Annotated in this window: 17 protein-coding genes and 1 tRNA gene; 10 read left to right on the plus strand and 8 right to left on the minus strand. The window is 54.6% G+C overall.

Translation table 11 applies throughout. The features are described 5' to 3' along the window. The first annotated feature begins 36 nt into the window (after nucleotides 1-36). Entirely contained in the window at nucleotides 37-1,488 is a 1,452-nt protein-coding gene (locus tag ACO2Q8_RS02260) for a hypothetical protein (protein ID WP_423343146.1), read from the plus strand. A 63-nt stretch (nucleotides 1,489-1,551) separates the two neighbouring features. Continuing rightward, nucleotides 1,552-3,366, plus strand: a complete 1,815-nt coding sequence (locus ACO2Q8_RS02265; RefSeq protein ID WP_423343147.1) for a cytochrome-c peroxidase — start codon at nucleotides 1,552-1,554, stop codon at nucleotides 3,364-3,366. 278 nt (nucleotides 3,367-3,644) lie between these two features. Here ACO2Q8_RS02265 and ACO2Q8_RS02270 read toward each other — a convergent pair whose 3' ends face one another. Continuing rightward, nucleotides 3,645-4,040, minus strand: coding sequence for a T9SS type A sorting domain-containing protein (locus ACO2Q8_RS02270; protein WP_423343148.1), 396 nt, complete (start codon nucleotides 4,038-4,040; stop codon nucleotides 3,645-3,647). Between the two features lie 269 nt (nucleotides 4,041-4,309). Next, the gene (hemN, locus tag ACO2Q8_RS02275) at nucleotides 4,310-5,677 is read right to left on the minus strand and encodes an oxygen-independent coproporphyrinogen III oxidase (protein ID WP_423343149.1); all 1,368 of its coding nucleotides are present in this window, start codon (nucleotides 5,675-5,677) and stop codon (nucleotides 4,310-4,312) included. Between the two features lie 157 nt (nucleotides 5,678-5,834). Here hemN and ACO2Q8_RS02280 point away from each other — a divergent pair, with 157 nt between their 5' ends. Beyond that, nucleotides 5,835-8,246: a heavy metal translocating P-type ATPase gene (locus ACO2Q8_RS02280; protein WP_423343150.1), complete on the plus strand. Its 2,412-nt coding sequence runs from the start codon at nucleotides 5,835-5,837 to the stop codon at nucleotides 8,244-8,246. On the opposite strand, the gene ACO2Q8_RS02285 is transcribed toward ACO2Q8_RS02280, so the two are convergent. From ACO2Q8_RS02285 to ACO2Q8_RS02305, 5 genes are all read right to left on the minus strand, one after another. Then, nucleotides 8,247-8,501, minus strand: coding sequence for a type II toxin-antitoxin system RelE family toxin (locus ACO2Q8_RS02285; RefSeq protein WP_423343151.1), 255 nt, complete (start codon nucleotides 8,499-8,501; stop codon nucleotides 8,247-8,249). A 37-nt stretch (nucleotides 8,502-8,538) separates the two neighbouring features. Continuing rightward, nucleotides 8,539-8,787, minus strand: a complete 249-nt coding sequence (locus tag ACO2Q8_RS02290; protein ID WP_423343152.1) for a type II toxin-antitoxin system Phd/YefM family antitoxin — start codon at nucleotides 8,785-8,787, stop codon at nucleotides 8,539-8,541. A gap of 140 nt (nucleotides 8,788-8,927) precedes the next feature. After that, on the minus strand, nucleotides 8,928-9,677 hold the full coding sequence (locus ACO2Q8_RS02295) for an acyl-CoA desaturase (RefSeq protein WP_423343153.1): 750 nt from the start codon (nucleotides 9,675-9,677) through the stop codon (nucleotides 8,928-8,930). 311 nt (nucleotides 9,678-9,988) lie between these two features. Next, nucleotides 9,989-10,060 (minus strand) — tRNA-Arg (locus ACO2Q8_RS02300). Between the two features lie 139 nt (nucleotides 10,061-10,199). Further along, the gene (locus ACO2Q8_RS02305) at nucleotides 10,200-10,886 is read right to left on the minus strand and encodes an NUDIX hydrolase (RefSeq protein ID WP_423343154.1); all 687 of its coding nucleotides are present in this window, start codon (nucleotides 10,884-10,886) and stop codon (nucleotides 10,200-10,202) included. Between the two features lie 208 nt (nucleotides 10,887-11,094). On the opposite strand from ACO2Q8_RS02305, the gene ACO2Q8_RS02310 reads away from it, so the two are divergent. The 5 genes from ACO2Q8_RS02310 (at nucleotide 11,095) to ACO2Q8_RS02330 (ending at nucleotide 16,546) form a co-directional block, all read left to right on the plus strand. Further along, nucleotides 11,095-11,820, plus strand: a complete 726-nt coding sequence (locus tag ACO2Q8_RS02310; RefSeq protein WP_423343155.1) for a peptidase — start codon at nucleotides 11,095-11,097, stop codon at nucleotides 11,818-11,820. 37 nt (nucleotides 11,821-11,857) lie between these two features. Further along, complete coding sequence (locus tag ACO2Q8_RS02315; protein WP_423343156.1) at nucleotides 11,858-12,700, plus strand: transglutaminase family protein; 843 nt, start codon at nucleotides 11,858-11,860, stop codon at nucleotides 12,698-12,700. 206 nt (nucleotides 12,701-12,906) lie between these two features. Then, nucleotides 12,907-14,316, plus strand: coding sequence for a phosphoglucosamine mutase (gene glmM, locus ACO2Q8_RS02320; RefSeq protein WP_423343157.1), 1,410 nt, complete (start codon nucleotides 12,907-12,909; stop codon nucleotides 14,314-14,316). An 84-nt stretch (nucleotides 14,317-14,400) separates the two neighbouring features. Next, complete coding sequence (locus tag ACO2Q8_RS02325; protein WP_423343158.1) at nucleotides 14,401-15,570, plus strand: cysteine desulfurase family protein; 1,170 nt, start codon at nucleotides 14,401-14,403, stop codon at nucleotides 15,568-15,570. Nucleotides 15,571-15,685: 115 nt separating this feature from the next. Continuing rightward, a complete protein-coding gene (locus ACO2Q8_RS02330; protein ID WP_423343159.1) occupies nucleotides 15,686-16,546 on the plus strand; it encodes an SDR family oxidoreductase in 861 nt (286 codons plus the stop codon). Here ACO2Q8_RS02330 and ACO2Q8_RS02335 read toward each other — a convergent pair. After that, complete coding sequence (locus tag ACO2Q8_RS02335) at nucleotides 16,543-17,676, minus strand: trans-sulfuration enzyme family protein (protein WP_423343160.1); 1,134 nt, start codon at nucleotides 17,674-17,676, stop codon at nucleotides 16,543-16,545. The genes ACO2Q8_RS02330 and ACO2Q8_RS02335 overlap by 4 nt on opposite strands. 194 nt (nucleotides 17,677-17,870) lie before the next feature. Here ACO2Q8_RS02335 and ACO2Q8_RS02340 point away from each other — a divergent pair, with 194 nt between their 5' ends. Together ACO2Q8_RS02340 and ACO2Q8_RS02345 are read left to right on the plus strand one after the other, a co-directional pair. Further along, nucleotides 17,871-18,755 carry an SDR family oxidoreductase gene (locus tag ACO2Q8_RS02340; RefSeq protein WP_423343161.1) on the plus strand — a complete coding sequence of 295 codons (885 nt, stop codon included), beginning with the start codon at nucleotides 17,871-17,873 and terminating at the stop codon, nucleotides 18,753-18,755. A gap of 178 nt (nucleotides 18,756-18,933) precedes the next feature. Beyond that, the gene (locus ACO2Q8_RS02345; RefSeq protein ID WP_423343162.1) at nucleotides 18,934-19,701 is read left to right on the plus strand and encodes a class I SAM-dependent methyltransferase; all 768 of its coding nucleotides are present in this window, start codon (nucleotides 18,934-18,936) and stop codon (nucleotides 19,699-19,701) included. Nucleotides 19,702-19,821: the final 120 nt, after the last annotated feature.

The following is a 19,821-nucleotide window of genomic DNA, read 5'->3' on the forward strand; positions in this document are numbered from 1 at the left end:
ATTTGTACCCAAATTCACGCACTTAGCTTTTTACCTATGAACATTTCTCCCGGCCTTTCGGCTGCCGCCCTGGCGGTATTGCTCGCGGGTTGTTCCGTACAGGATCACCAACCACCCCAGGACTCGACTGTCCAGCTTAAATCGTATTCCGTTAACCCTTCGCTCGTCAAGAGTCTGCCCGGTTTCGAAGCGGTCGGTATTTACCCGCTCATCAGCAGCGACGACAAACTGGAGCAATCGCCCGATTTCATTTTTGGTGCGCAACCCGACGGTGCGGACTTGCTGAAAAACCCAAACGGCGACGGTTTCGTCCTCATCAACAACCACGAAATTCATCAATCGGTATCGCGGGTTTATCTCGACAAAACCTTCAAACCCGTCAAAGGAGAGTACATTGTCGATTACGAAGGAGGCCAGTGGCGGCTGTGCTCGGCGACGATGGCAACGCCCGAAGAACACGGTTTCGGCCCGGTTTTCCTGACCGCCGGTGAAAGTGGTGCCGAATCGATGGTTCACGCGATCGACCCGCTCGGTCCGGCCGACAAAAAGAATAAAAACCGCGTCCTGCCTGCGCTCGGGAAAGCCAGCATGGAAAACGCCGTGCCACTGCCGAAAGAGGCCTTCCCCGGTAAAACCGTGATTGTCATCGGCGAAGACGATTCGAACGGTCAGGTGCTGGTATACGTGTCCAATTCGGTCGGTGATCTGCAAAACGGCAAACTCTACTTCCTACGCCGGGTGAATCAGGACCCCGTTGAGACCAACATGGTGCCGGGTCAGTTGTATGACATTGAGTTTGTGGAAGTAGACAATCCGGCGGCTTCGACGGGAGCGCAGATTGCCGCCCAGTCGGTGGAGAAAAAAGCCGTGCAGTTTGCCCGCGTCGAAGACATCGACTATCGCAAAGGGGGCGGTGGTGAGCGGGGCCGTGAGTTTTATTTTACGGCAACGGGCGTGAGCCAGGCCGACAAAAAAACGCCGGTAACGGGCAAAACCATGTGGGGCCGGGTCTATCGCGTGAACCTCCAGGAAGGCAACCCATTGCGGGGAACGCTGCAAATCATTGCCGACGGTGGCGTCGATCCGGGCAACAACATCGTCAACCCCGACAACCTGTGTGTGACGGAAAACTTCGTGTACATCCAGGAAGACGGCGATTCTTTCTACCTCGACAACAAACACGACGGTCGGGTGTGGCAGTATTCAAGAGCCACCAAAGAGCTGAAACCGATGCTTGAAATGAATCACCGCCGGAACGAACCGACGTTCAACAGCAAATACAACACTGTCAATAGCCAACTGCTCAGCTCATGGGAATACGGTGCGATGTATGATATTTCAAAGCAAACCGGTGTTCCGAACACGTTTCTGCTGAATTTGCACCCGCACACCTGGCAAAGCGATGCCTACGCGAACCCGGATGGTAGCGGCAAAAGCACCAACAAAGAAGGTGGCCAGGTGGTCATTCTGCGCGGGGTAGCGAAATAAGCCTTCCTCTTCATTCAGCCCGCCCGTCCAACGATGGGCGGGTTCACTTTTTTCAGGATTGGTATGAAAAAAACAATCAGTTTGTTTGCCGCAACGGTTCTGGTCAGCATTGGGCTGTTCGGCTGGATTGACCGGTCTGGTCAGGCAGCACAGTCGCCTAAAAAACGGGTGTACCGGCAATTTTTGACTGATCTTGATTCGCTGGAAAACCACCTGATTCACCGGTTTTTGCCAATGGCGCAAACGTCGGCTTCGGTCGACAGCCTACGCCGGACGTTCCTCGACAGTCGACGACGGTTTAAAAAACTGGAGCATTTCACGGAATATTACCTGCCCGGTAGTTCCCGCCTGATCAACGGAACACCGCTGGACGAAGTAGAAGTAGAGGAAACAAAGGCGTTCGAGCCGGGTGGTTATCAAGTCATTGAAGAATTGCTGTTCGCCGAAGACACCGGGCTGGATCGAACGGAACTGGTGCGACAGCTTCAGAATTTGCGAAATCAGTTTGTGCGGGTTCGGACCGTCTGGGAAGCTACTGCACTGACTGATGCGCACGTTTTCGATGCGTTGCGGCTTCAGGTGTTCCGCATCATCTCGCTCGGCATCGCCGGTTTTGATACGCCTTTGTGCCGGACCGCCCTGCCCGAAGCGGCCATCTCTCTTGCCAGCCTGCGCACGTATTTGTCGTTTTATGCCGAACATGACGGATTTGAAGCCCTCCATCAACGGTTTCAGGAAGCCGAAATGTACCTGACGAAGCACCCGGATTTCGACACCTTCGACCGGGCTCATTTCATCCTGACCCTCGCCAATACGCTCTCTACGGACCTGCTGGCTTACCAGAAAACCGCCGGGATTCAGCCGTTTACGGAAGTTCGGGCGTTGCGCGCCGATGCGGCCACGCTGTTCGAGCCCAACGCGTTCAACCCGGATTTCTGGGCGCCCCATGCCGGGATGCGGACGAATCCGGCCAAGGTGCTTCTGGGCGAAAAACTGTTTGCCGACCCGATTCTGTCGGCCGACAATACCCGCTCCTGCGCCAGTTGCCACCAACCCGACAAGGCATTTACCGACGGCTTGCCAAAAAACACCACCCTGAGCGGAAACCGCCTGGTGTCCCGCAACACGCCGACGCTGATTAATGCAGCTTTGCAAAACAGTCAGTTTTATGACATGCGCTCCCAAACGCTTGAAAACCAATCGCTCGACGTGGTGCACAATGTAGACGAAATGCGGGGTTCGCTGGAAGAAGCTGCCCGGAAATTGCAGCAGCGACCGGAGTACATTAGCCGTTTCAAGCAAGCGTTTCCGGATTCCAAAGGCACGATTCGACCGGTGGATATACAGAATGCGCTATCAGCCTATGAACGCTCGCTGGTCCGGCTGAATGCCCGCTTCGACCGGTATATGCGGGGCGAAAAAACCGCCCTGAGTGTGGAAGAAGTGGCCGGGTTTAACCTGTTCATGGGCAAGGCCAAATGCGGCATCTGCCACTTCATGCCGCTCTTCAACGGCACCATTCCACCCGGTTTTACCAAAACCGAATCCGAAATCATCGGCGTCCCGGTTCGTCCGAACGCGAAGCAACTGGACCCCGACCCGGGCCGGTATGCGCTGACAAAGCTACCTTCACTCAAAAATGCCTTCAAAACGCCCACGGTGCGGAACATCGAACGAACCGCCCCCTACATGCACAACGGCGCTTTCGAGACGCTCGACGAGGTGATCGACTTCTACGACAAGGGCGGAGCGGCCGGGCTGGGCATTGAACTGGAAAATCAGACGCTGCCCGCCGACCGGCTGAACTTGACTAAAAGCGAAAAAGCCGCCCTGAAGGCCTTTTTGACAGCATTGACGGACGCGCCGGAAGAAGGATAAAGGGGCGCGAATTTGTCGGAATGCACAAAAAACACGGCCCGGCAAGATGCCGGGCCGTGTCCCTTTCAATCTAGATCGTAGAAACAGCGACTGCCGGAAGCCATCAGCCTGTCTGGATTACCCAATGAACATGAGAAGGCAAAAGGATAGCGGCAAGGCCCCGTTCGGTCGCACCGACACCGGAATGTGACTCTCGTTGAGCGGGGTCTTACTTGCCACATCAAAGATAATTCAAATCCTGGTGTCAGTGGGTTATCAAATTGTGAAGGTTTTGGCCCTTAGTTCAGGCTGATCGCCCGGTATTCGGCGGCTACCGGCGTGCTGGTTTGGACTTTCACGGTTTTGACTTCGGTCCGAAAACCGTCGGAAATTTCCACTTTGTAAATACCGTCTTCCAGGTTGTTCAGGTCAAACCGGATGGTTGACATTTCATTGTCTTTGCCCAGTTTCAACGCCGAGAGTGTCTGACCGGCTTCGTTCAGCAACCGGACGTTGACCTTGCTGTCTTTCACTTTGCTGATGTTTACAGTCACTTTCAGGGTATTAATGACTGGGTAAACCGCCGATTGGAACGACGATTTGGCTTCGGTGACTTCCTTATTACCATCGGCATACGTAGCGGTAGCAGTGGCTAATGTCAGAGCGAGGAAAGCGGAGGCAAATACGGTTTTCATTGTTATCTGTTGTTTAGTTGCGTTAGAGTTCTTTGTTGTTTACTGCCTTTCGGGCCGTTTGATGATTCAAAGGTAGCGCAAACATAAGGTACCTTGCTATACATAGTACTTTAGCGGCAAAAATACCGGGATGAGTGGTAATTAGCTGGGATGAGTTATCAGGCAGAGGCATTCTATTTCGGGCAAAAACCGGTTTACCCCGAACCAACACGTGCGACCTTCCTGGTAGGAAAACCACACGCAACAGAGGTAATAGCCCTAAACCGCCTTCAGACGGTCTGCGAAAACAGATTTTTGACGGGTTGCGTCTGGTTGAGCCGCCAATCGAATACCATGCAGATGTTGCGCAGAAAGGGATAGCCCTGGGGCAAGACACGCAAACCGCTTTCGTCATAGGTAATCAGGCCATCGGCGCAAAGGGCGTCCAGCCGGGGTTCGATTCCTTCCCACTCAGCTTCCGACCAGTCGGCCAGGTTCCAGCGGGTTTCGAACCGGCACATGATGTTCAGAATCTGCTGGCGGATGAACCCATCGCGCTCAATCAGCAAATGGCCGCGCAGCACCGGCAGTTGCCCCGCCCGGACGTGGTTGGTGTAGGCGTCAATGTCTTTTTCATTCTGGGCAAAAGCCGTCCAGGCATCGCCGATGGCCGAAACGCCCAGGCCAATCAGCACGTCGGTCTGCGTGGTGGTGTAGCCCATGAAATTCCGGTGCAGCGTCCCGGTTTGCATGGCCTGATACAGCGAATCGTGCGGCAGGGCAAAATGATCCATCCCGATTTCGGCGTACCCATTGGCTTCCAGCAAGGCCCGCCCGGTTTCGTACAAGATCCGTTTTTGTTCGCCCGATGGTAAATCGTCATCCCGAAAACCCCGCTGGCCGTTGCCCTTGAGCCAGGGCACGTGGGCGTAGGAGTAAAATGAAATCCGGTCAGGACGCAGTTCGAGCGTTTTCGCCACGTTTTGCCGAATGGAGTCAATCTGCTGAAACGGCAGGCCGAACACCAAATCGTGGCTGATGGAGGTATAGCCAATTTCGCGCGCCCAGCGGGTCACCTGTCGCACGTTTTCGAAGGGCTGAATCCGGTGAATGGCCCGCTGCACCGCCGGATCGTAATCCTGCACCCCGAAACTCACGCGCCGAAAACCGTAGTCGTACAAAACGTGCAGGTGCTCGCGGGTCGTGTTGTTCGGGTGACCTTCCCAGCCGTATTCAAACCCGGCTTCCGGCCGGATGGCCGACGCAAACAAGCCTGCCAGCAGTTGTTGCAGACTGTCGGGGCTGAAAAAGCTGGGTGTTCCGCCCCCAAGGTGTAGCTCCGTAATCCGGGGTTTTTCGGGCAGCAGGTCGCAATACAGATTCCATTCGGCCAAAACCGTCTCGATGTAGGGCTGCTCGACCGCGTGGTTTTTCGTGATCCGCTTGTTGCAGCCGCAGAACGTGCAGAGGCTTTCGCAATACGGTAGGTGAATGTACAGGCTAATGCCGCTTTTCTGGTTGCTAACGGAAAAGGCGGTTTGTAACCGTTCGATCCATGCGGTTTCGCTAAACGAATCGGCTTCCCAAAACGGAACGGTTGGGTACGAGGTGTAGCGCGGGCCGGGAACGTTGTATTTGCGGATCAGATCGTTTGTCATGATTGGCTGATGGGAACACGGCCGGGCCACATTCCTATTTTTCTCCAAAATTGGCCCCAAAACCGCCGACCGACTTTAAGAAAGGTCAGCCCAACGCCTGATTCTTCTCATGCAAACCGCGTTGATAAACCCCGAATTTTGGTAAAATTTTCGGACTATGACGACGACCCCGGTTACGAGTCTCACCTGTTACCACTGCGGCAATGCGTGCGACGACGATTCGATCCACCTCGACGAGAAAAGGTTTTGCTGCGAAGGCTGCAAAACCGTCTACCAGGTGCTGAACGACAACCAGTTGTGTCAGTATTACGATATCACGGCCACGCCCGGCCAGTCGCCCCGCGTGCCCCGACTGGAGTTTCTCGACCATCCTGATATCATCGCCCAACTCATTGAGTTTACCGACGGTACGCAGTCGAACGTGACGTTTTACGTACCGGCCATTCACTGTAGTTCGTGCCTGTATTTGCTCGAACACCTGTACCGGCTGCATCCGGCCATTCAGCGGTCGCGGGTCGATTTTCTAAAAAAGCACGTCCATGTGACGTTCCGGCAGGCCGATCTGTCGCTGCGCCAACTGGCCGAACTGCTCACCTCGCTGGGTTACGAACCACTCATCAGCCTGAACGATGTGGTGCAGGAGCAGCAAAAACCGTCGTACAAACCGACCTTATACAAGCTGGCCGTGGCTGGTTTTTGCGCCGGAAATATTATGCTGTTCAGCTTTCCCGAATACCTCGGGCTGGACGATCCGACCTTCCGGCGGCTGTTCAGCTACCTCAACTGGACGCTGGCAACGCCGGTGGTGTTCTATTCGGGCTGGGAATACTTCGAATCGGTCTGGGCGGCCCTGCGCCGGAAGATGATCAACATCGATCTGCCGATTCTGGTCGGGGTGCTGACGGCCTATTTCCGGGGCATTTACGAGGTACTGACCCAAACCGGCGCCGGGTATTTCGACTCGGTTTCGGGCCTGATTTTCTTTCTGTTGATCGGAAAATGGTTTCAGAAACGGACCTACGATTTCCTGTCGTTCGAACGGGACTACAAATCGTACTTCCCGCTGGCGGTTACCCTCCTGATCAAAAACCGGGAAAGCTCGGTGCCGGTGGCTTCGTTGAAAAAGGGCGATCACATCCGCATCCGGAACGGCGAACTGATTCCGGCCGACGGGATTCTGTACAGCGGTGAAGCGACGATCGACTATAGTTTTGTAACCGGCGAATCCGAACCGGAGCAAAAAGCGCCGGGCTCGCTACTCTACGCCGGGGGCAAACAGGTGGGCGCTACCATCGAACTGGAGGTTGTGCGGGAAGTATTGCAAAGCTACCTGACCCAACTCTGGAACAACGATGCGTTTCGGAAAAACAAGCCCAGCCGGATTCGTACGTTTGCCGACGCTGTCGGGAAATATTTCACGATCAGTGTGTTGACGCTGGCGGTTGGCGTCGGAGCCTATTGGTACCTGAACGATCCGTCCAAAGCCGTCAATGCATTCACGGCCATTCTAATCGTGGCCTGTCCGTGCGTGCTGTCGCTGTCGTATCCGTTCGCGCTCGGAAATGGGATGCGGATATTGGGCAAACTGAAATTTTACCTGAAAAACGCCGACGTGATCGAGCAAATGGCTGCCTGTGATGCAATCGTCTTCGACAAAACCGGCACACTTACGTCCAGCCACCTGGCGGCTACCGACGAATCCGGACCGGCCATTGAGTACATCGGCAAACCGCTGCATGAAACCGGGCGTTCGCTGGTGGCTTCGCTGGTGCGGCATTCGGCCCACCCGCTCAGTCGCAAACTGACCGCTTATTTAAAAGATGAGATGGTATTTCCGGTCCGAAACCTGGCGGAAGTGCCAGGAAACGGCATCAAGGGCCTCGTCGACGGCCAGGTTCCGGTGCGGGTTGGGTCGCGCTCGTTTGTCAATCCATTTTCAGGAGACGTTGAAGAAGCCGAAGGCTCCACGGTTCACGTCAGCATCGACAATGCCTACCAGGGCTATTTCCGGTTCCGGAACCACTACCGCCCCGGCATCCAGACCATGCTCTCGGCCTTGCGTTCCGACTATAGCCTGTACCTGCTTTCCGGCGACAACGATGCCTCCCGGCCCGAATTGCAGCATTGGTTTACCGACAAAAACCGGATGGTATTCGACTGCAGCCCGCAGCAAAAGCTGGATTTTATCCGGTCGTTGCAGCAGGAAGGCCGCAAGGTGCTGATGGTTGGCGACGGCCTGAACGATGCCGGAGCGCTGAAACAGGCCGATGTGGGCATTGCCGTCACCGACGACACCATCCAGTTTGCGCCCGCCAGCGACGGGATTCTGGAAGCCAGCGCCTTGTCCACCCTCCCCGACTTTCTGGCCTACAGCCGGTTTGGGATGCGCCTGATCCGCTTCAGCTTCGGTATTTCGTTGATTTACAACTGCATTGGTCTTTCGTTCGCCATTGCCGGAAACCTGTCACCGGTGGTTGCCGCCATTCTGATGCCGGTCAGTTCGGCGACGATGGTGCTCATTGCCACGCTCGGGATGCGTTGGCGGGGCGGGAAATTACAACTTGCCTGATTACTCGTAGACATCCGAACGGTGCCCGATGCGAACCACCAGCACCAGCAGTTCTGAATCGTTGATGGTGTAGATGACCCGATAATCCCCAACCCGGATACGATACAAATCTTCTTTACTTTCCAGCTTCTTCACCCCGGGAGGCCGGGGTTGGCTGGCTAACTCACTGATCTGGCGAACAAGCCGGGCCTGAGTCACTTTGTCGAACTTTTTAAGCTGGCGGCTGGCTGACGTTGTAAACTCAATACGGTACATACTCGAAAGCCCTGGCCCCTATCGGCCAGGCTTGCTTTTATAGACCTAATTCTTTTTTCAGATCGTTCAACGAGATCGTGGGTTCGTTAGCAGCTAACACCTTTTCGGCTTCCCGAACATCCCGCTCATCCTCAAGCCTTTCCAGCAATTCCAGGTCTTCAATCGAAATAATGGCCGCTACTTTCTTTCCCCGTCGGGTCAAAACAACCGGTTCTTTTCCAAAAGCAGCTTGGTTCACCAAATCGGCAAATTGATTCCGGGCTTCGGCCGTTGACAATATTTTCATTTTAGCACAGTTAAGTAAGGCTTTTCTATAAAGGATAAAGGTACGGTTTTGTACGAATTGATCGAAATGTACATTACGTACAATTTGTAACAAAAAAAGGGACGCATTGGTCCCTTTTTTGCATGATCCGTTCAGTTGATTCACATATACTCCAAATCCCGGCCCAACCGTAACTTCAGGACGCCCAGTTTGTTCAGCAGCAGGATCAGCGGGTAAGCCGGGTCAAACTCGTGCCAGCGAAAACCGCCGAAGTTGGGCCGACCGCCAAATTTGTGGTGGTTGTTGTGGTAGGCTTCGCCCATCATCAGGAAATCGAACGGCAGCAGGTTTTTGGCCGTATCGTTCACTTCAAAATTAGTGTAACCATACTTGTGTGAATACCAGTTGATGATCGCGCCGTGAACCGGCCCCATCAGGTAGTGAATCGGCAGCAGCAGGAACATCCACCAGGCCGTCGCAAAATAGATGTAAAATAAGGTGTAGGCCGTTCCCCAGGCCAGCCGGACTGCCCAGCGGTCGCCAAACCACTCCATCCATTGCCAATTGGGCACGCCTTTTTTGAACTTGGCCGGAATGTCGTCGCGGTTATGCACGATGTTGTTGTAGAACGCTTTGGTCTTCCACATCATGTCGAAAATGCCGTTCGAGTAATCGGGCGAGTGCGGGTCTTTCTCGGTGTCGGCGTAGGCGTGGTGCAACCGGTGCATGATACCGTAAGCGCGGGGGCTCAAAAACGAAGATCCCTGCGAAATAAAGGTCAATACGTAGAATACCTTTTCCCAGCCTTTACTCATCGTAAACATCTGGTGGGCGGCATAGCGGTGGAGAAAGAACGTCTGCATCAGTACGGACAGGTACCAATGAGTCAGAAAGAAAATAAGAATGGGCATACGGTGCTAAACGAGCCTTTGTGGCTCGTCGGGAGGAAAAGTGAGCGATAAAACCAATCCGGTGATTTGCCGGTTTAACGCCCGTAAAGGTGCCGGCTCACCGGCGGTTTTTCCATGAGATTGGTCAGGAAGATTATTGATCCCGCTCAGTGAGCTTGACCCTGAAAAGTGGACATTGAAATGGTGGAAAATAAGTCCGCGACAAGCTTTATGAGTTGGGCTTTTTCTTCTTCCAGCGGCCCCAAAGCGTCCCGGATAAAAAACAAAACCCGCTAACTCTTTGAAAGTTAGCGGGTTGAAAAATTAATTAGTGAACCCGAAGGGATTCGAACCCCTATCTTCAGAACCGGAATCTGAAATTCTATCCATTGAACTACGGGTCCAGAACGAACGCGCGGTGTCGTTTCGGGTTGCAAATATAGGGAATCTTGCTCCGTTTTCACAAATCCGTTTTTTTTCTTTTTTCAATTTTCTTCCCCTTCCCCTGCCCTATGCCCTACGCCCCATGCCTTTCCCCCTCATTCACAGCAACTTCATGGTGTCGTAATCGCCCACGGCCTGGAGGTATAAAAAATGAATCAGCAGCCCGTTGATGTTGTTGATGAGCTTGTGCGCTTCCGGTAGGGTTGTCACGGCCGTCGTGATCCGCTCAAATTCGGAGGCCACGCCCATGTTTTTGTGGTGAAACGCCATGATCTCCTCGCGCGGCAGTTCCCGTTCGAGGTAGTAATAGTGCATGGCTTCGTCGCTCGTGCCCGTACTCGGAAAACAGAGCCGGTTCATGAGCCGGGTCAGTTCGTCGGGCCGGACGGTCAGGCCGATCTCCTCCCCCACCTCGCGGGCGGCCACCTCCGCCGGATCGTCCGATGCATCGACCATACCCGCCGGGTGCTCGTAGGTGTGCGAGCCGTCGCAAATCCGGCGTTGGCGCACCAGCACCACGTATTTTTCCTTCGTCTCCCGGTCGATCAGGCACACCAGCACCGACACGGCGTGGCCTTTCAGGAACAGCGCGGGCGGTATTTTATCGCCCTCGGGCGTGTCGGCGTCCACTTCGAGCATGGCAAACAACACTTCGCCGTTGTGGCGTCGGCGGATATAAAACTCATCGACTTTGTGAATAATCAGCCCGTTGGTTTCGGCCTGTTGCCGCCAGAACCGGTATTTGGGCGCGTCGGCCAGCGATTCTTTTTTCGTTTCGTGTTTCATTCTTCGAGGTTGTTTCCTGCCTGGCCGACCGAATTTGGTACGGTTTTGGCCCTGCAAGTAACAAACCCTTTTTTAAAAACCCGTCTGCAATTACGACCCCTGATGAAACAAAACCGGGTTGTTTTTGCAAAAACTGGTTGAAAACAGAAGCCCAAAGTCGGAAACCTGTATATTTGCCATTCGCCATAGCTTGTAGTTTCCTGATTCAATGACGTATTGTTTAGGTATCAAAGTAGCCGCCGGCCTAGTCGCCATTGCCGACACCCGACTGACCTCCGGCTCCGAAGTTTCGTCCAATCGCAAGATTTCGGTTCACGAACTGGAAAACCACTCTCTGTTCATCATGACCTCCGGCCTGCGCTCCGTACGCGACAAAGCCATTACCTATTTTCGGGAAGTGATTGGCGAGAAAGACCGTTCGTTCAACAAGTTATACAAAGCCGTCAATGCATTTGGCGAACAGGTCAGGCGGGTGGCCCGGGAAGACAAGCTGGCGCTGGAAGCTTCAGCGCTTAACTTCAACCTGAACGCCATCGTGGGTGGGCAACTCGAAGACGACGAAGAACACAAGCTGTATATGCTCTATCCGGAAGGCAACTGGGTCGAAGTCGATCAGGGCTCTCCGTTTAAAATCATCGGTAATTCGGGCTACGGAAAACCCCTGCTGTACCGTAACCTGACCTATGAATCGTCGCTTCAGGAAGCATTAAAGATGGGTTTTCTGGCCTTCGACGCCACGCGGGTCAGCGCCAACGACGTCGACTACCCGCTCGATGTGGTCGTCTACGCCAAAGATAGCTTTCACCTGATCGAACACCGGCTCCAGAAAGAAGACATGGAAGGGGTTTCACACCAGTGGAGTGCGTTACTGAATAATTCGGTCCGGAAACTTCCGACGGACTGGATGGACCCTATTTTCAACCGAATCAGTTAAGGAAGAGCGCCTATTGCCTAAACTTCTCCGCAGATCCATGAAACTTCGGGTTACGCATGAACTCCGGTACGACTACTCCGCGGCCGTTGCGCTGGAACCGCATACGCTGTATTTGTACCCCAGAATTTACCCCCATCAACGGTTGGCCGACTATCAATTGCTCATCGACCCCTTACCCGGCAAACTCGTCATGAATGTCGACATTGAGGGTAATGTTCAGCAGTTGATCTACTTCAGCAACCTGACCGATTCGCTGGTCGTGCGGGCCGATATGGAAGTGGAATCGGATCTGTATAACGCCTACGACTTTGTGCTGTTCCCGTTTGAAACCCAGCGGATTCCGTTCCAGTATTCCGATGCCGACCGGAAGCTGCTCGAACCGTACCTCGAACGGTCGGGTGTGACGACGCTGGTAGAGCAATACGCCCGGCAGATTGCCTCGGAAGCCAAGTGGCAAACCGTGCCGTTTCTGTCGCACCTCTGCACGACGATTCGCAACAATTTTGCCTACGAAACCCGCGACCTCGGACCGGCCACCTCGGCCGAAATGACCCTGATTTCGCGCAACGGTTCCTGCCGCGATTATGCCGTGCTGTACATTGCCGCCTGCCGCAGCATCGGTCTGGCGGCCCGGTTTGTGAGTGGGTATTTGTACGGCAATCCGCAGCAGGAACACGAGTTGCATGCCTGGGCGGAGGTCTACCTGCCGGGGGCAGGCTGGCGCGGTTTCGACCCCACAGAGGGTTCGGTGGTCATCAACCACCACGTCTCGCTGGCGGCTTCGTTCTTCCACGACCGACTGCCTCCGCTGTCCGGGATTTTCCGCGGACAGGCCCGCTCAAATATGACCGCCAGGGTGTCGATTACCGGTATCGAATAAATTAACCGGTCGATTGAAAAAACCCGCTATATTTGCTCGTAATAGCTGAATTGACTGGCTGCAATGGTTTGATGGCATCAGGGCTGAAGCGCAATGCGGTTTGCCGCTAAACATCTTCGTGTTTACATTAGCTATGCTTTCAACCAGTTAACAGCTCAACCATTTGACAATCAGCCCATTCTGCACTTTAATCTTATTCTTTCAACGTGGCATTAATTAAGTCGATTTCCGGAATACGTGGAACAATTGGTGGGCGAAGTGGTGATGGGCTTACGCCTTTGGATGTCGTAAAATTTACGGCCGCTTACGGTTATTGGGTCCGGCAACGGCACCCGGAAAACCGAACGGTAGTGATCGGGCGCGACGGCCGGCTGTCGGGCGAAATGGTGTCCAAACTGGTTTCGGCCACCCTTCAGGGCCTGGGATTAAACGTGGTTGACTTGGGCTTATCGACCACGCCGACGGTCGAGCTGGCCGTGACGGGCGAAAAAGCCGCTGGCGGTATCATCCTGACGGCCAGCCACAACCCGATCCAGTGGAACGCCCTGAAACTGCTGAATGAGGACGGCGAATTTATTTCGGAAAAAGACGGCGCGGAAGTCCTCGCCATTGCCGAGTCAGAAGCGATTGATTTTGCGGAAGTCCGGAAGCTGGGCAGTTACCGCACCGATGATACCTGGCTCCAAAAACACATTGACGCCATTCTGGCACTGCCGCTGGTTGACCGGGAGGTCATTGCCGCCCGGAAATTCCGGATCGTGGTGGATGCGGTTAATTCCACTGGCGGAATCGTAGTGCCGATGCTGCTGGAAGCCCTGGGCGTCGAAACCGTTCAGAAACTGCATTGTGAACCGACGGGCCAGTTTGCCCACAACCCGGAACCACTGCCCGAAAACCTGCGCGACATTATTCACGAAATTGAGAAAAACGAATACGACCTCGGCATCGTGGTTGACCCGGATGTCGACCGGCTGGCGCTAATCTGCGAAGACGGGTCCCCGTTCGGCGAAGAATATACGCTGGTGGCGGTGGCTGATTACGTCTTGAAAAACCGGCCGGCCGAATCAGGCCCCGGTAACACGGTTTCGAACCTCTCCTCGACGGTGGCACTGCGCGATGTGACCCAGAAGTACGGCGGGAAGCACTCGGCTTCGGCGGTTGGGGAAGTCAACGTGGTGGCGCTGATGAAGGAAGTGGGCGCGGCCATCGGGGGCGAGGGCAACGGCGGAATCATCTATCCGGACCTGCACCTGGGCCGCGATGCCCTCGTCGGCATTGCGCTGTTCCTGACGCACCTGGCAAAATTCGGCAAATCAGCCTCCATCCTGCGCCGAACCTACCCGAATTATTACATTTCCAAAAACAAAATTGAGTTGACGCCCACCATCGACGTGGATGCGGTTTTGGAGCAAATCAAGACAAAATACGCCAAGAATCCGATCAATACCATCGACGGCGTCAAGATCGAATTTGACAAGGAATGGGTACACCTGCGGAAATCGAACACCGAGCCCATCATCCGGATTTATTCTGAGTCCGACACGCTTTCGACCGCCGACTACCTGGCGAACAAAATCATTTCCGACATCAAGGAGGTCATTTCGGCCAAGCGGTAATTCCAGCCAGCCGCCCCTAATCCACACGCGGGTTGGGGGTAGTTGCCGAATTTCGTACCTTTGTGGTGTTTTACACGACATCACATGCGCGCTTACTTCGACAATGCGGCCACCACCCGGCTCGACCCGGACGTGCTGGAAGCCATGCTCCCCCTCATGACCGAGGACTTCGGCAACCCTTCATCCATTCACGCCCACGGCCGGAAAGTGCGAACCGCCATCGAAAAGGCCCGGAAAACCGTCGCGTCGCTGCTCCACACCTCACCCGCCGAAATCTTTTTTACTTCCGGCGGCACCGAAGCCGACAATACCGCCATCCGGAGTTCCATCGAAACCTACGGACTGACGCACGCCATCACGTCTCCGCTCGAACACCACGCGGTGTTGCACACGCTGGAACACCTGGCGAAAAAAAATGTGATCAAACTGAGTCTGGTGGAAGTCGATGAAGATGGCCGCATCAATCTGGCGCACCTGGAAGAACTGCTGCACGCGCATCCCGACACGCTGGTGTCGCTGATGCATGGCAACAACGAAATCGGCAACCTGCTCGATCTGAACGCCGTCGGCCAGCTTTGTCAGGAGTACCAGGCGGTTTTTCATTCCGATACCGTGCAGACAATGGGTCATTTCCGCCATAATCTTCAGCACCTTCCGGTTGATTTCATCGTTGGGGCCGCCCATAAATTCCACGGACCGAAGGGCGTCGGTTTTCTGTACGTCAACGCGAACACCAAATCCGGTCGCGGACCGATTCATCCGTTCGTTCACGGCGGTTCGCAGGAGCGCAACATGCGGGGCGGCACCGAGAACGTCTACGGCATCGTCGGCCTGGCAAAAGCGCTGGAAATTGCCTACGCCCAGATGGAAAACCACCGCCAGCACATCGAAAGCCTGAAAAGCCGGATGATCGAACAACTGCGCGAACGGTTGGAAGGCGTGTCATTCAACGGGCTGTCGGCCGATCTTTCCGCTAGTTTGTACACGGTTTTGAACGTCAGCCTGCCCGCTTCGGATCTGAGTGACATGCTGCTGTTCAACCTCGACATTGCCGGGATTTCGGCTTCGGGCGGCAGCGCCTGCACCAGTGGCTCCAACCTCGGCTCGCATGTCCTGTCGGCCCTGCCTAATAACGATCCAGATCGGGGTGCTATCCGTTTTTCGTTCAGCAAGTACAACACCGCCGACGAAGTGGATTACGCCGTCAATACCCTGGTCGAACTTTACCAACGCGAGCAGGAAGTCGTCAAATAAGCTCAGCCATAGGTCAAGCCCCTGTCAGGAGTTGAGCTGATAAGATTGCTTTTTTGCAACCTTCCTGATAGCAGGCTGGTTACTACCTTCGTTACACCAACTCAAGGTAACCACTATGGTATCCCGTACTTGCCTGATTACCGGTGCCAACTCCGGCATCGGAAGAATAACCGCCCTCGAATTAGCTAAAAAAGGTTTCAATATCATCATGCTGTGCCGGAGTCTGGAAAAGGCCCGGCCCGTTCGGCAGGAAATCAAACAGGTCAGCAAAACCGGGCACGTCGATCTGGTCTGGTGCGATCTGGCCAGCCAGTCGTCGGTGATTCAGGCCGCCCGCGAGGTCAACGACCGCTACGACCGGCTCGATGTGCTGGTCAACAACGCCGGTTTGTACATCGATACCGAACAGTACTCGCCCGAAGGCATCGAACTGACGTTTGCGACCAACCACCTCGGCCCTTTTTTATTGACAAATCTCCTGCTGAACCTACTCCGGAAAGGTCATCAGCCCCGTATCGTGACGGTTTCATCGGAAGCCCACCGCTGGGACCGGGGATTCATTTTTGACGAACTCGCCAAACCGCGTAGCTACGATGGAATGAAAGCCTACGGAGCTTCTAAGCTGGCAAATATTCTGTTCGCCAGGGAACTGGCTGACCGGCTGGCGGGCGAAGGTATCACCTCGAACAGCCTGCATCCGGGTGTTGTGAAAACCAACTTTGCGCAAAGTGCCAAAACGCTTCAGGGCCTAATTTTCGGCCTGATGCGCCCTTTTTTCATCAGTCCGGAAAAGGGCGCTGAAACAACTATTTATTTGGCTGCGTCGCCGGAAATTGAAAACGTGACCGGTTTGTATTTTGCCAAAAACCGTCCGAAAACACCCAGCGCAGCCGCCCAGAGCCAGTACAATGCCACCCAACTCTGGGCGCTGAGCGAGGAACTGACGCAGGTGAAAAAACACTTGGCGACAGTTTAAACCGGTCGGGCGTGCAACAAAGCCTGTTCCAGATCGGCAATCAGGTCGTCGGCATGTTCCAGGCCCACCGAAATCCGCAGCAGGTTCTGGGGCGTGGTCGTGTTGGGCCCTTCTACCGAAGCCCGGTGCTCAATCAGGCTCTCGACCCCACCTAGGCTGGTAGCCCGCGTAAAAAGCCGGACGTGTGCCGCCACGGCCATAGCCGCTTCGGCTCCGTCTTTAATCTGTACCGACAACATAGCCCCGGCCATCGTCATCTGTTGTTGCGCAATGGCGTAGCCCGGATGCGATTCCAAGCCCGGATAATGGACAGCTTCCACCGCCGGATGCCGGTCCAGAAATTCGGCCAGTTGCAACGCCGTAGCCGACTGCGCCCGCACGCGGGTCGTAAGCGTTCGCAGGCCGCGCAGCAGCATCCAGCAATCAAACGGGGCGGCAATGGCTCCGCCGAGTGTCTGAAACCGCCGAACCCGCTGGTAGAGTTCGCCGTCTTCCCTGAAAACCAGCGCCCCGCTCAGCACGTCGCTATGGCCGCCGATGTACTTAGTCGTTGAGTGCATGACCACATCGCAGCCGAGGTCGAGTGGGCGTTGCAACACGGATGTCGCCCAGGTGTTATCGCAGGCACACCACGCCCCGGCCTGGTGCGCCAGATCGGCAATGGCCTGAATATCGGCGATTTTCAGCAGCGGATTCGACGGTGTTTCGATCCAGATCAATCGGGTATTTTCGTGGATGGAAATCCGGACATCGTCCAGATTGGTCATATCGGCGCGGGTGTAGGTCAGTCCCCACGGATGAAACAGTTCTTCGAGTAGCGCCGGAGTGCCGTGGTAGGCATCTTCACCGATGATAACATGATCGCCGGGGCGCAGGCCCAGCAGCAGCGTCATCGTGGCGGCCTGCCCGGAGCTGAACGCCAGCCCAGCAAAACCGCCTTCCAGCGTTGCCAGAGCCGCTTCCAGCGCGTCGCGGTTGGGGTTGCTGGCCCGTCCGTAAATGTGTCCGTGCGGAAAGGAACCATCAGCTTCCCGTTCAAAAGTGGTTGTCAGGTAAATCGGCGGCACAACGGCTCCGGCGTTGGCATCGGCCATCCGGCTTTGGTAGATGGCAAGTGTTTCGGGATGCATACGATTATAGTTTACACGCGAAAATAGTGTTAGTTTAGGTTTATGATTTACAGTTTACGGTTTATAGTTTACGGTATACTCTTTTCGGCAAACGGTTTTCGGTTGGTGAAGGCCTAAAGCTGTAAGCTAGATAACTGAATACGGTAAACCCAAAACTGAAAACTGTTTACTGAAAACCGTAAACCTGTAAGAACATGATCAAAGCAGAAGGCATGCTCCGGGATGGAGCGTTGACCGATAAAACGATTATCGTCACCGGGGGTGGCACGGGACTGGGTAAGTCGATGGCCCGGTATTTTCTTCAACTGGGTGCCAACATTGTCATTTGCAGCCGAAAGCGGCCGGTTTTGGAAGCGACGGCGGCCGAACTGATGGCCGAAACCGGCGGACAGGTGTTGCCACTGGCCTGCGATGTCCGGAATCCGCTGGAAATCGAGCATGTCATCACACAAACCATTGAGCGGTTTGGCCGGATCGACGGGCTACTCAACAACTCGGCGGGCAACTTCATCAGCCCCACCGAGCGGTTATCGTACAAAGCCTTCGACGTGGTAGTCGATATTGTCCTGCGCGGAACGTACTACTTCACGCTGGCTGTGGGGAAATACTGGATCGAAAACCAGATTCCGGGGACGGTGCTGAACATCTCAACGACCTACGCCAGCACGGGTTCGGGCTACGTAGTTCCGTCGGCGGTGGCGAAGGGCGGGGCACTGATCCTGGTCAAATCGCTGGCAGCGGAGTGGGCCAAATACGGGATTCGCCTGAATGCCATCGCCCCGGGGCCATTTCCGACCAAGGGAGCCTGGGAACGGCTTTTTCCCGAACCGCTCGTGCAGATGATGGACCCCACCAGCCGCATTCCGCTCAAACGCGTCGGCGACCACCAGGAACTCGCCAACCTGGCGGCTTATCTGCTGTCGGATTATTCGGCCTACCTGACCGGCGAGTGCATTACCCTCGACGGCGGGGAAGTGCTGTCGGCGGGCGAATTCAATCACCTCGAAACCGTTACGCCCGAGCAGTGGGACGAAATCGGAAAAGCCATCAAACAGGCCAACCGACCTGGGAAGGAATAAACAGCCGTCCGCACGGCTTCCTTTCACCACAGAATTTTAAAGCTCTGGCAAATCCCGTATCTTTGGACTGTGATTACAATGATTGTTATGATCACAATGATCAGTGATTTAAAAAGAATCATCATTGTTTTTAAATCCAATCAATCATTTCAATCCCTAGAATCCGAGTTCAGAATCTATGTACAAAACCACCGAAATAACCTCCGCCGAGATTGCGTCTGACAACCCCGTTCACCAGCGGCTGCTGTTTCCGTACGTCGAAGCGGCTCAGCTTGTGCACGGCAAGGTACTCGAAATCGGCTGTGGCTGGGGACGGGGCCTGCAACTGCTGACGCAGGCGGCTGATCACTATACCGGAATCGACAAAAACGATGCTTTGATTCAGTCGCTGCGGCAGGAATACCCACAATCGACTTTCATTCAGGCGAATATTCCGCCCCTGAGCGGGCTGGCCGATAACACGTTTGACTACATCGTTACGTTTCAGGTCATCGAACACATTGAAAATGACGATCTGTTCGTCAAAGAAGCGTTTCGGGTGTTGAAACCGGGTGGAACGTTGCTGCTGACGACCGTGAACCGGCTTTTTTCCCTGACCCGCAATCCGTGGCATGTCCGGGAATACACAGCCGAGGAATTGAAAAAACTCATCTTGCGGTATTTTCCCGCTGTACAAACGCGGGGCATTCACGGCAATGGAAAAGTAATGGACTACTACGAGCGGAATAAAAAATCGGTGGAAAAGATTACGCGCTACGATGTGTTCGATCTGCAACACCGCCTGCCCCGCTGGATGCTCCAGATTCCGTACGATTTGTTGAACCGTCTGAACCGAAACAAGTTATTGGAAGCAGACAGTCTGGCGGCCGAAATCCAATACACGGATTACCAATTGACGAATATCCCCGCCGGAAGTCTGGATTTCTTTTATCTGGCTAAGAAATAAGTTTACCCACACCCCCCTGAAGGGGGCTAAAAATGGCAGAGCTAAGCTTCCTTCAGGGGGTTGCGGGTAAATCGAAGAAATAAAGCGTTGGCATTGATGGGATTGCCGGCTTTGTTCGTT

This window comes from Larkinella sp. VNQ87, assembly GCF_049445795.1.
Classification (GTDB): domain Bacteria; phylum Bacteroidota; class Bacteroidia; order Cytophagales; family Spirosomataceae; genus Larkinella.

Bases quoted from the DNA above. Each gene is read 5' to 3' on its own strand.
- ACO2Q8_RS02260 (WP_423343146.1), top strand. From the start codon at position 37: ATGAACATTTCTCCCGGCCTTTCGGCTGCCGCCCTGGCGGTATTGCTC.
- ACO2Q8_RS02265 (WP_423343147.1), top strand. From the start codon at position 1,552: ATGAAAAAAACAATCAGTTTGTTTGCCGCAACGGTTCTGGTCAGCATT.
- ACO2Q8_RS02270 (WP_423343148.1), bottom strand. From the start codon at position 4,040: ATGAAAACCGTATTTGCCTCCGCTTTCCTCGCTCTGACATTAGCCACT.
- hemN (WP_423343149.1), bottom strand. From the start codon at position 5,677: ATGACAAACGATCTGATCCGCAAATACAACGTTCCCGGCCCGCGCTAC.
- ACO2Q8_RS02280 (WP_423343150.1), top strand. From the start codon at position 5,835: ATGACGACGACCCCGGTTACGAGTCTCACCTGTTACCACTGCGGCAAT.
- ACO2Q8_RS02285 (WP_423343151.1), bottom strand. From the start codon at position 8,501: ATGTACCGTATTGAGTTTACAACGTCAGCCAGCCGCCAGCTTAAAAAG.
- ACO2Q8_RS02290 (WP_423343152.1), bottom strand. From the start codon at position 8,787: ATGAAAATATTGTCAACGGCCGAAGCCCGGAATCAATTTGCCGATTTG.
- ACO2Q8_RS02295 (WP_423343153.1), bottom strand. From the start codon at position 9,677: ATGCCCATTCTTATTTTCTTTCTGACTCATTGGTACCTGTCCGTACTG.
- ACO2Q8_RS02305 (WP_423343154.1), bottom strand. From the start codon at position 10,886: ATGAAACACGAAACGAAAAAAGAATCGCTGGCCGACGCGCCCAAATAC.
- ACO2Q8_RS02310 (WP_423343155.1), top strand. From the start codon at position 11,095: ATGACGTATTGTTTAGGTATCAAAGTAGCCGCCGGCCTAGTCGCCATT.
- ACO2Q8_RS02315 (WP_423343156.1), top strand. From the start codon at position 11,858: ATGAAACTTCGGGTTACGCATGAACTCCGGTACGACTACTCCGCGGCC.
- ACO2Q8_RS02325 (WP_423343158.1), top strand. From the start codon at position 14,401: ATGCGCGCTTACTTCGACAATGCGGCCACCACCCGGCTCGACCCGGAC.
- ACO2Q8_RS02330 (WP_423343159.1), top strand. From the start codon at position 15,686: ATGGTATCCCGTACTTGCCTGATTACCGGTGCCAACTCCGGCATCGGA.
- ACO2Q8_RS02335 (WP_423343160.1), bottom strand. From the start codon at position 17,676: ATGCATCCCGAAACACTTGCCATCTACCAAAGCCGGATGGCCGATGCC.
- ACO2Q8_RS02340 (WP_423343161.1), top strand. From the start codon at position 17,871: ATGATCAAAGCAGAAGGCATGCTCCGGGATGGAGCGTTGACCGATAAA.
- ACO2Q8_RS02345 (WP_423343162.1), top strand. From the start codon at position 18,934: ATGTACAAAACCACCGAAATAACCTCCGCCGAGATTGCGTCTGACAAC.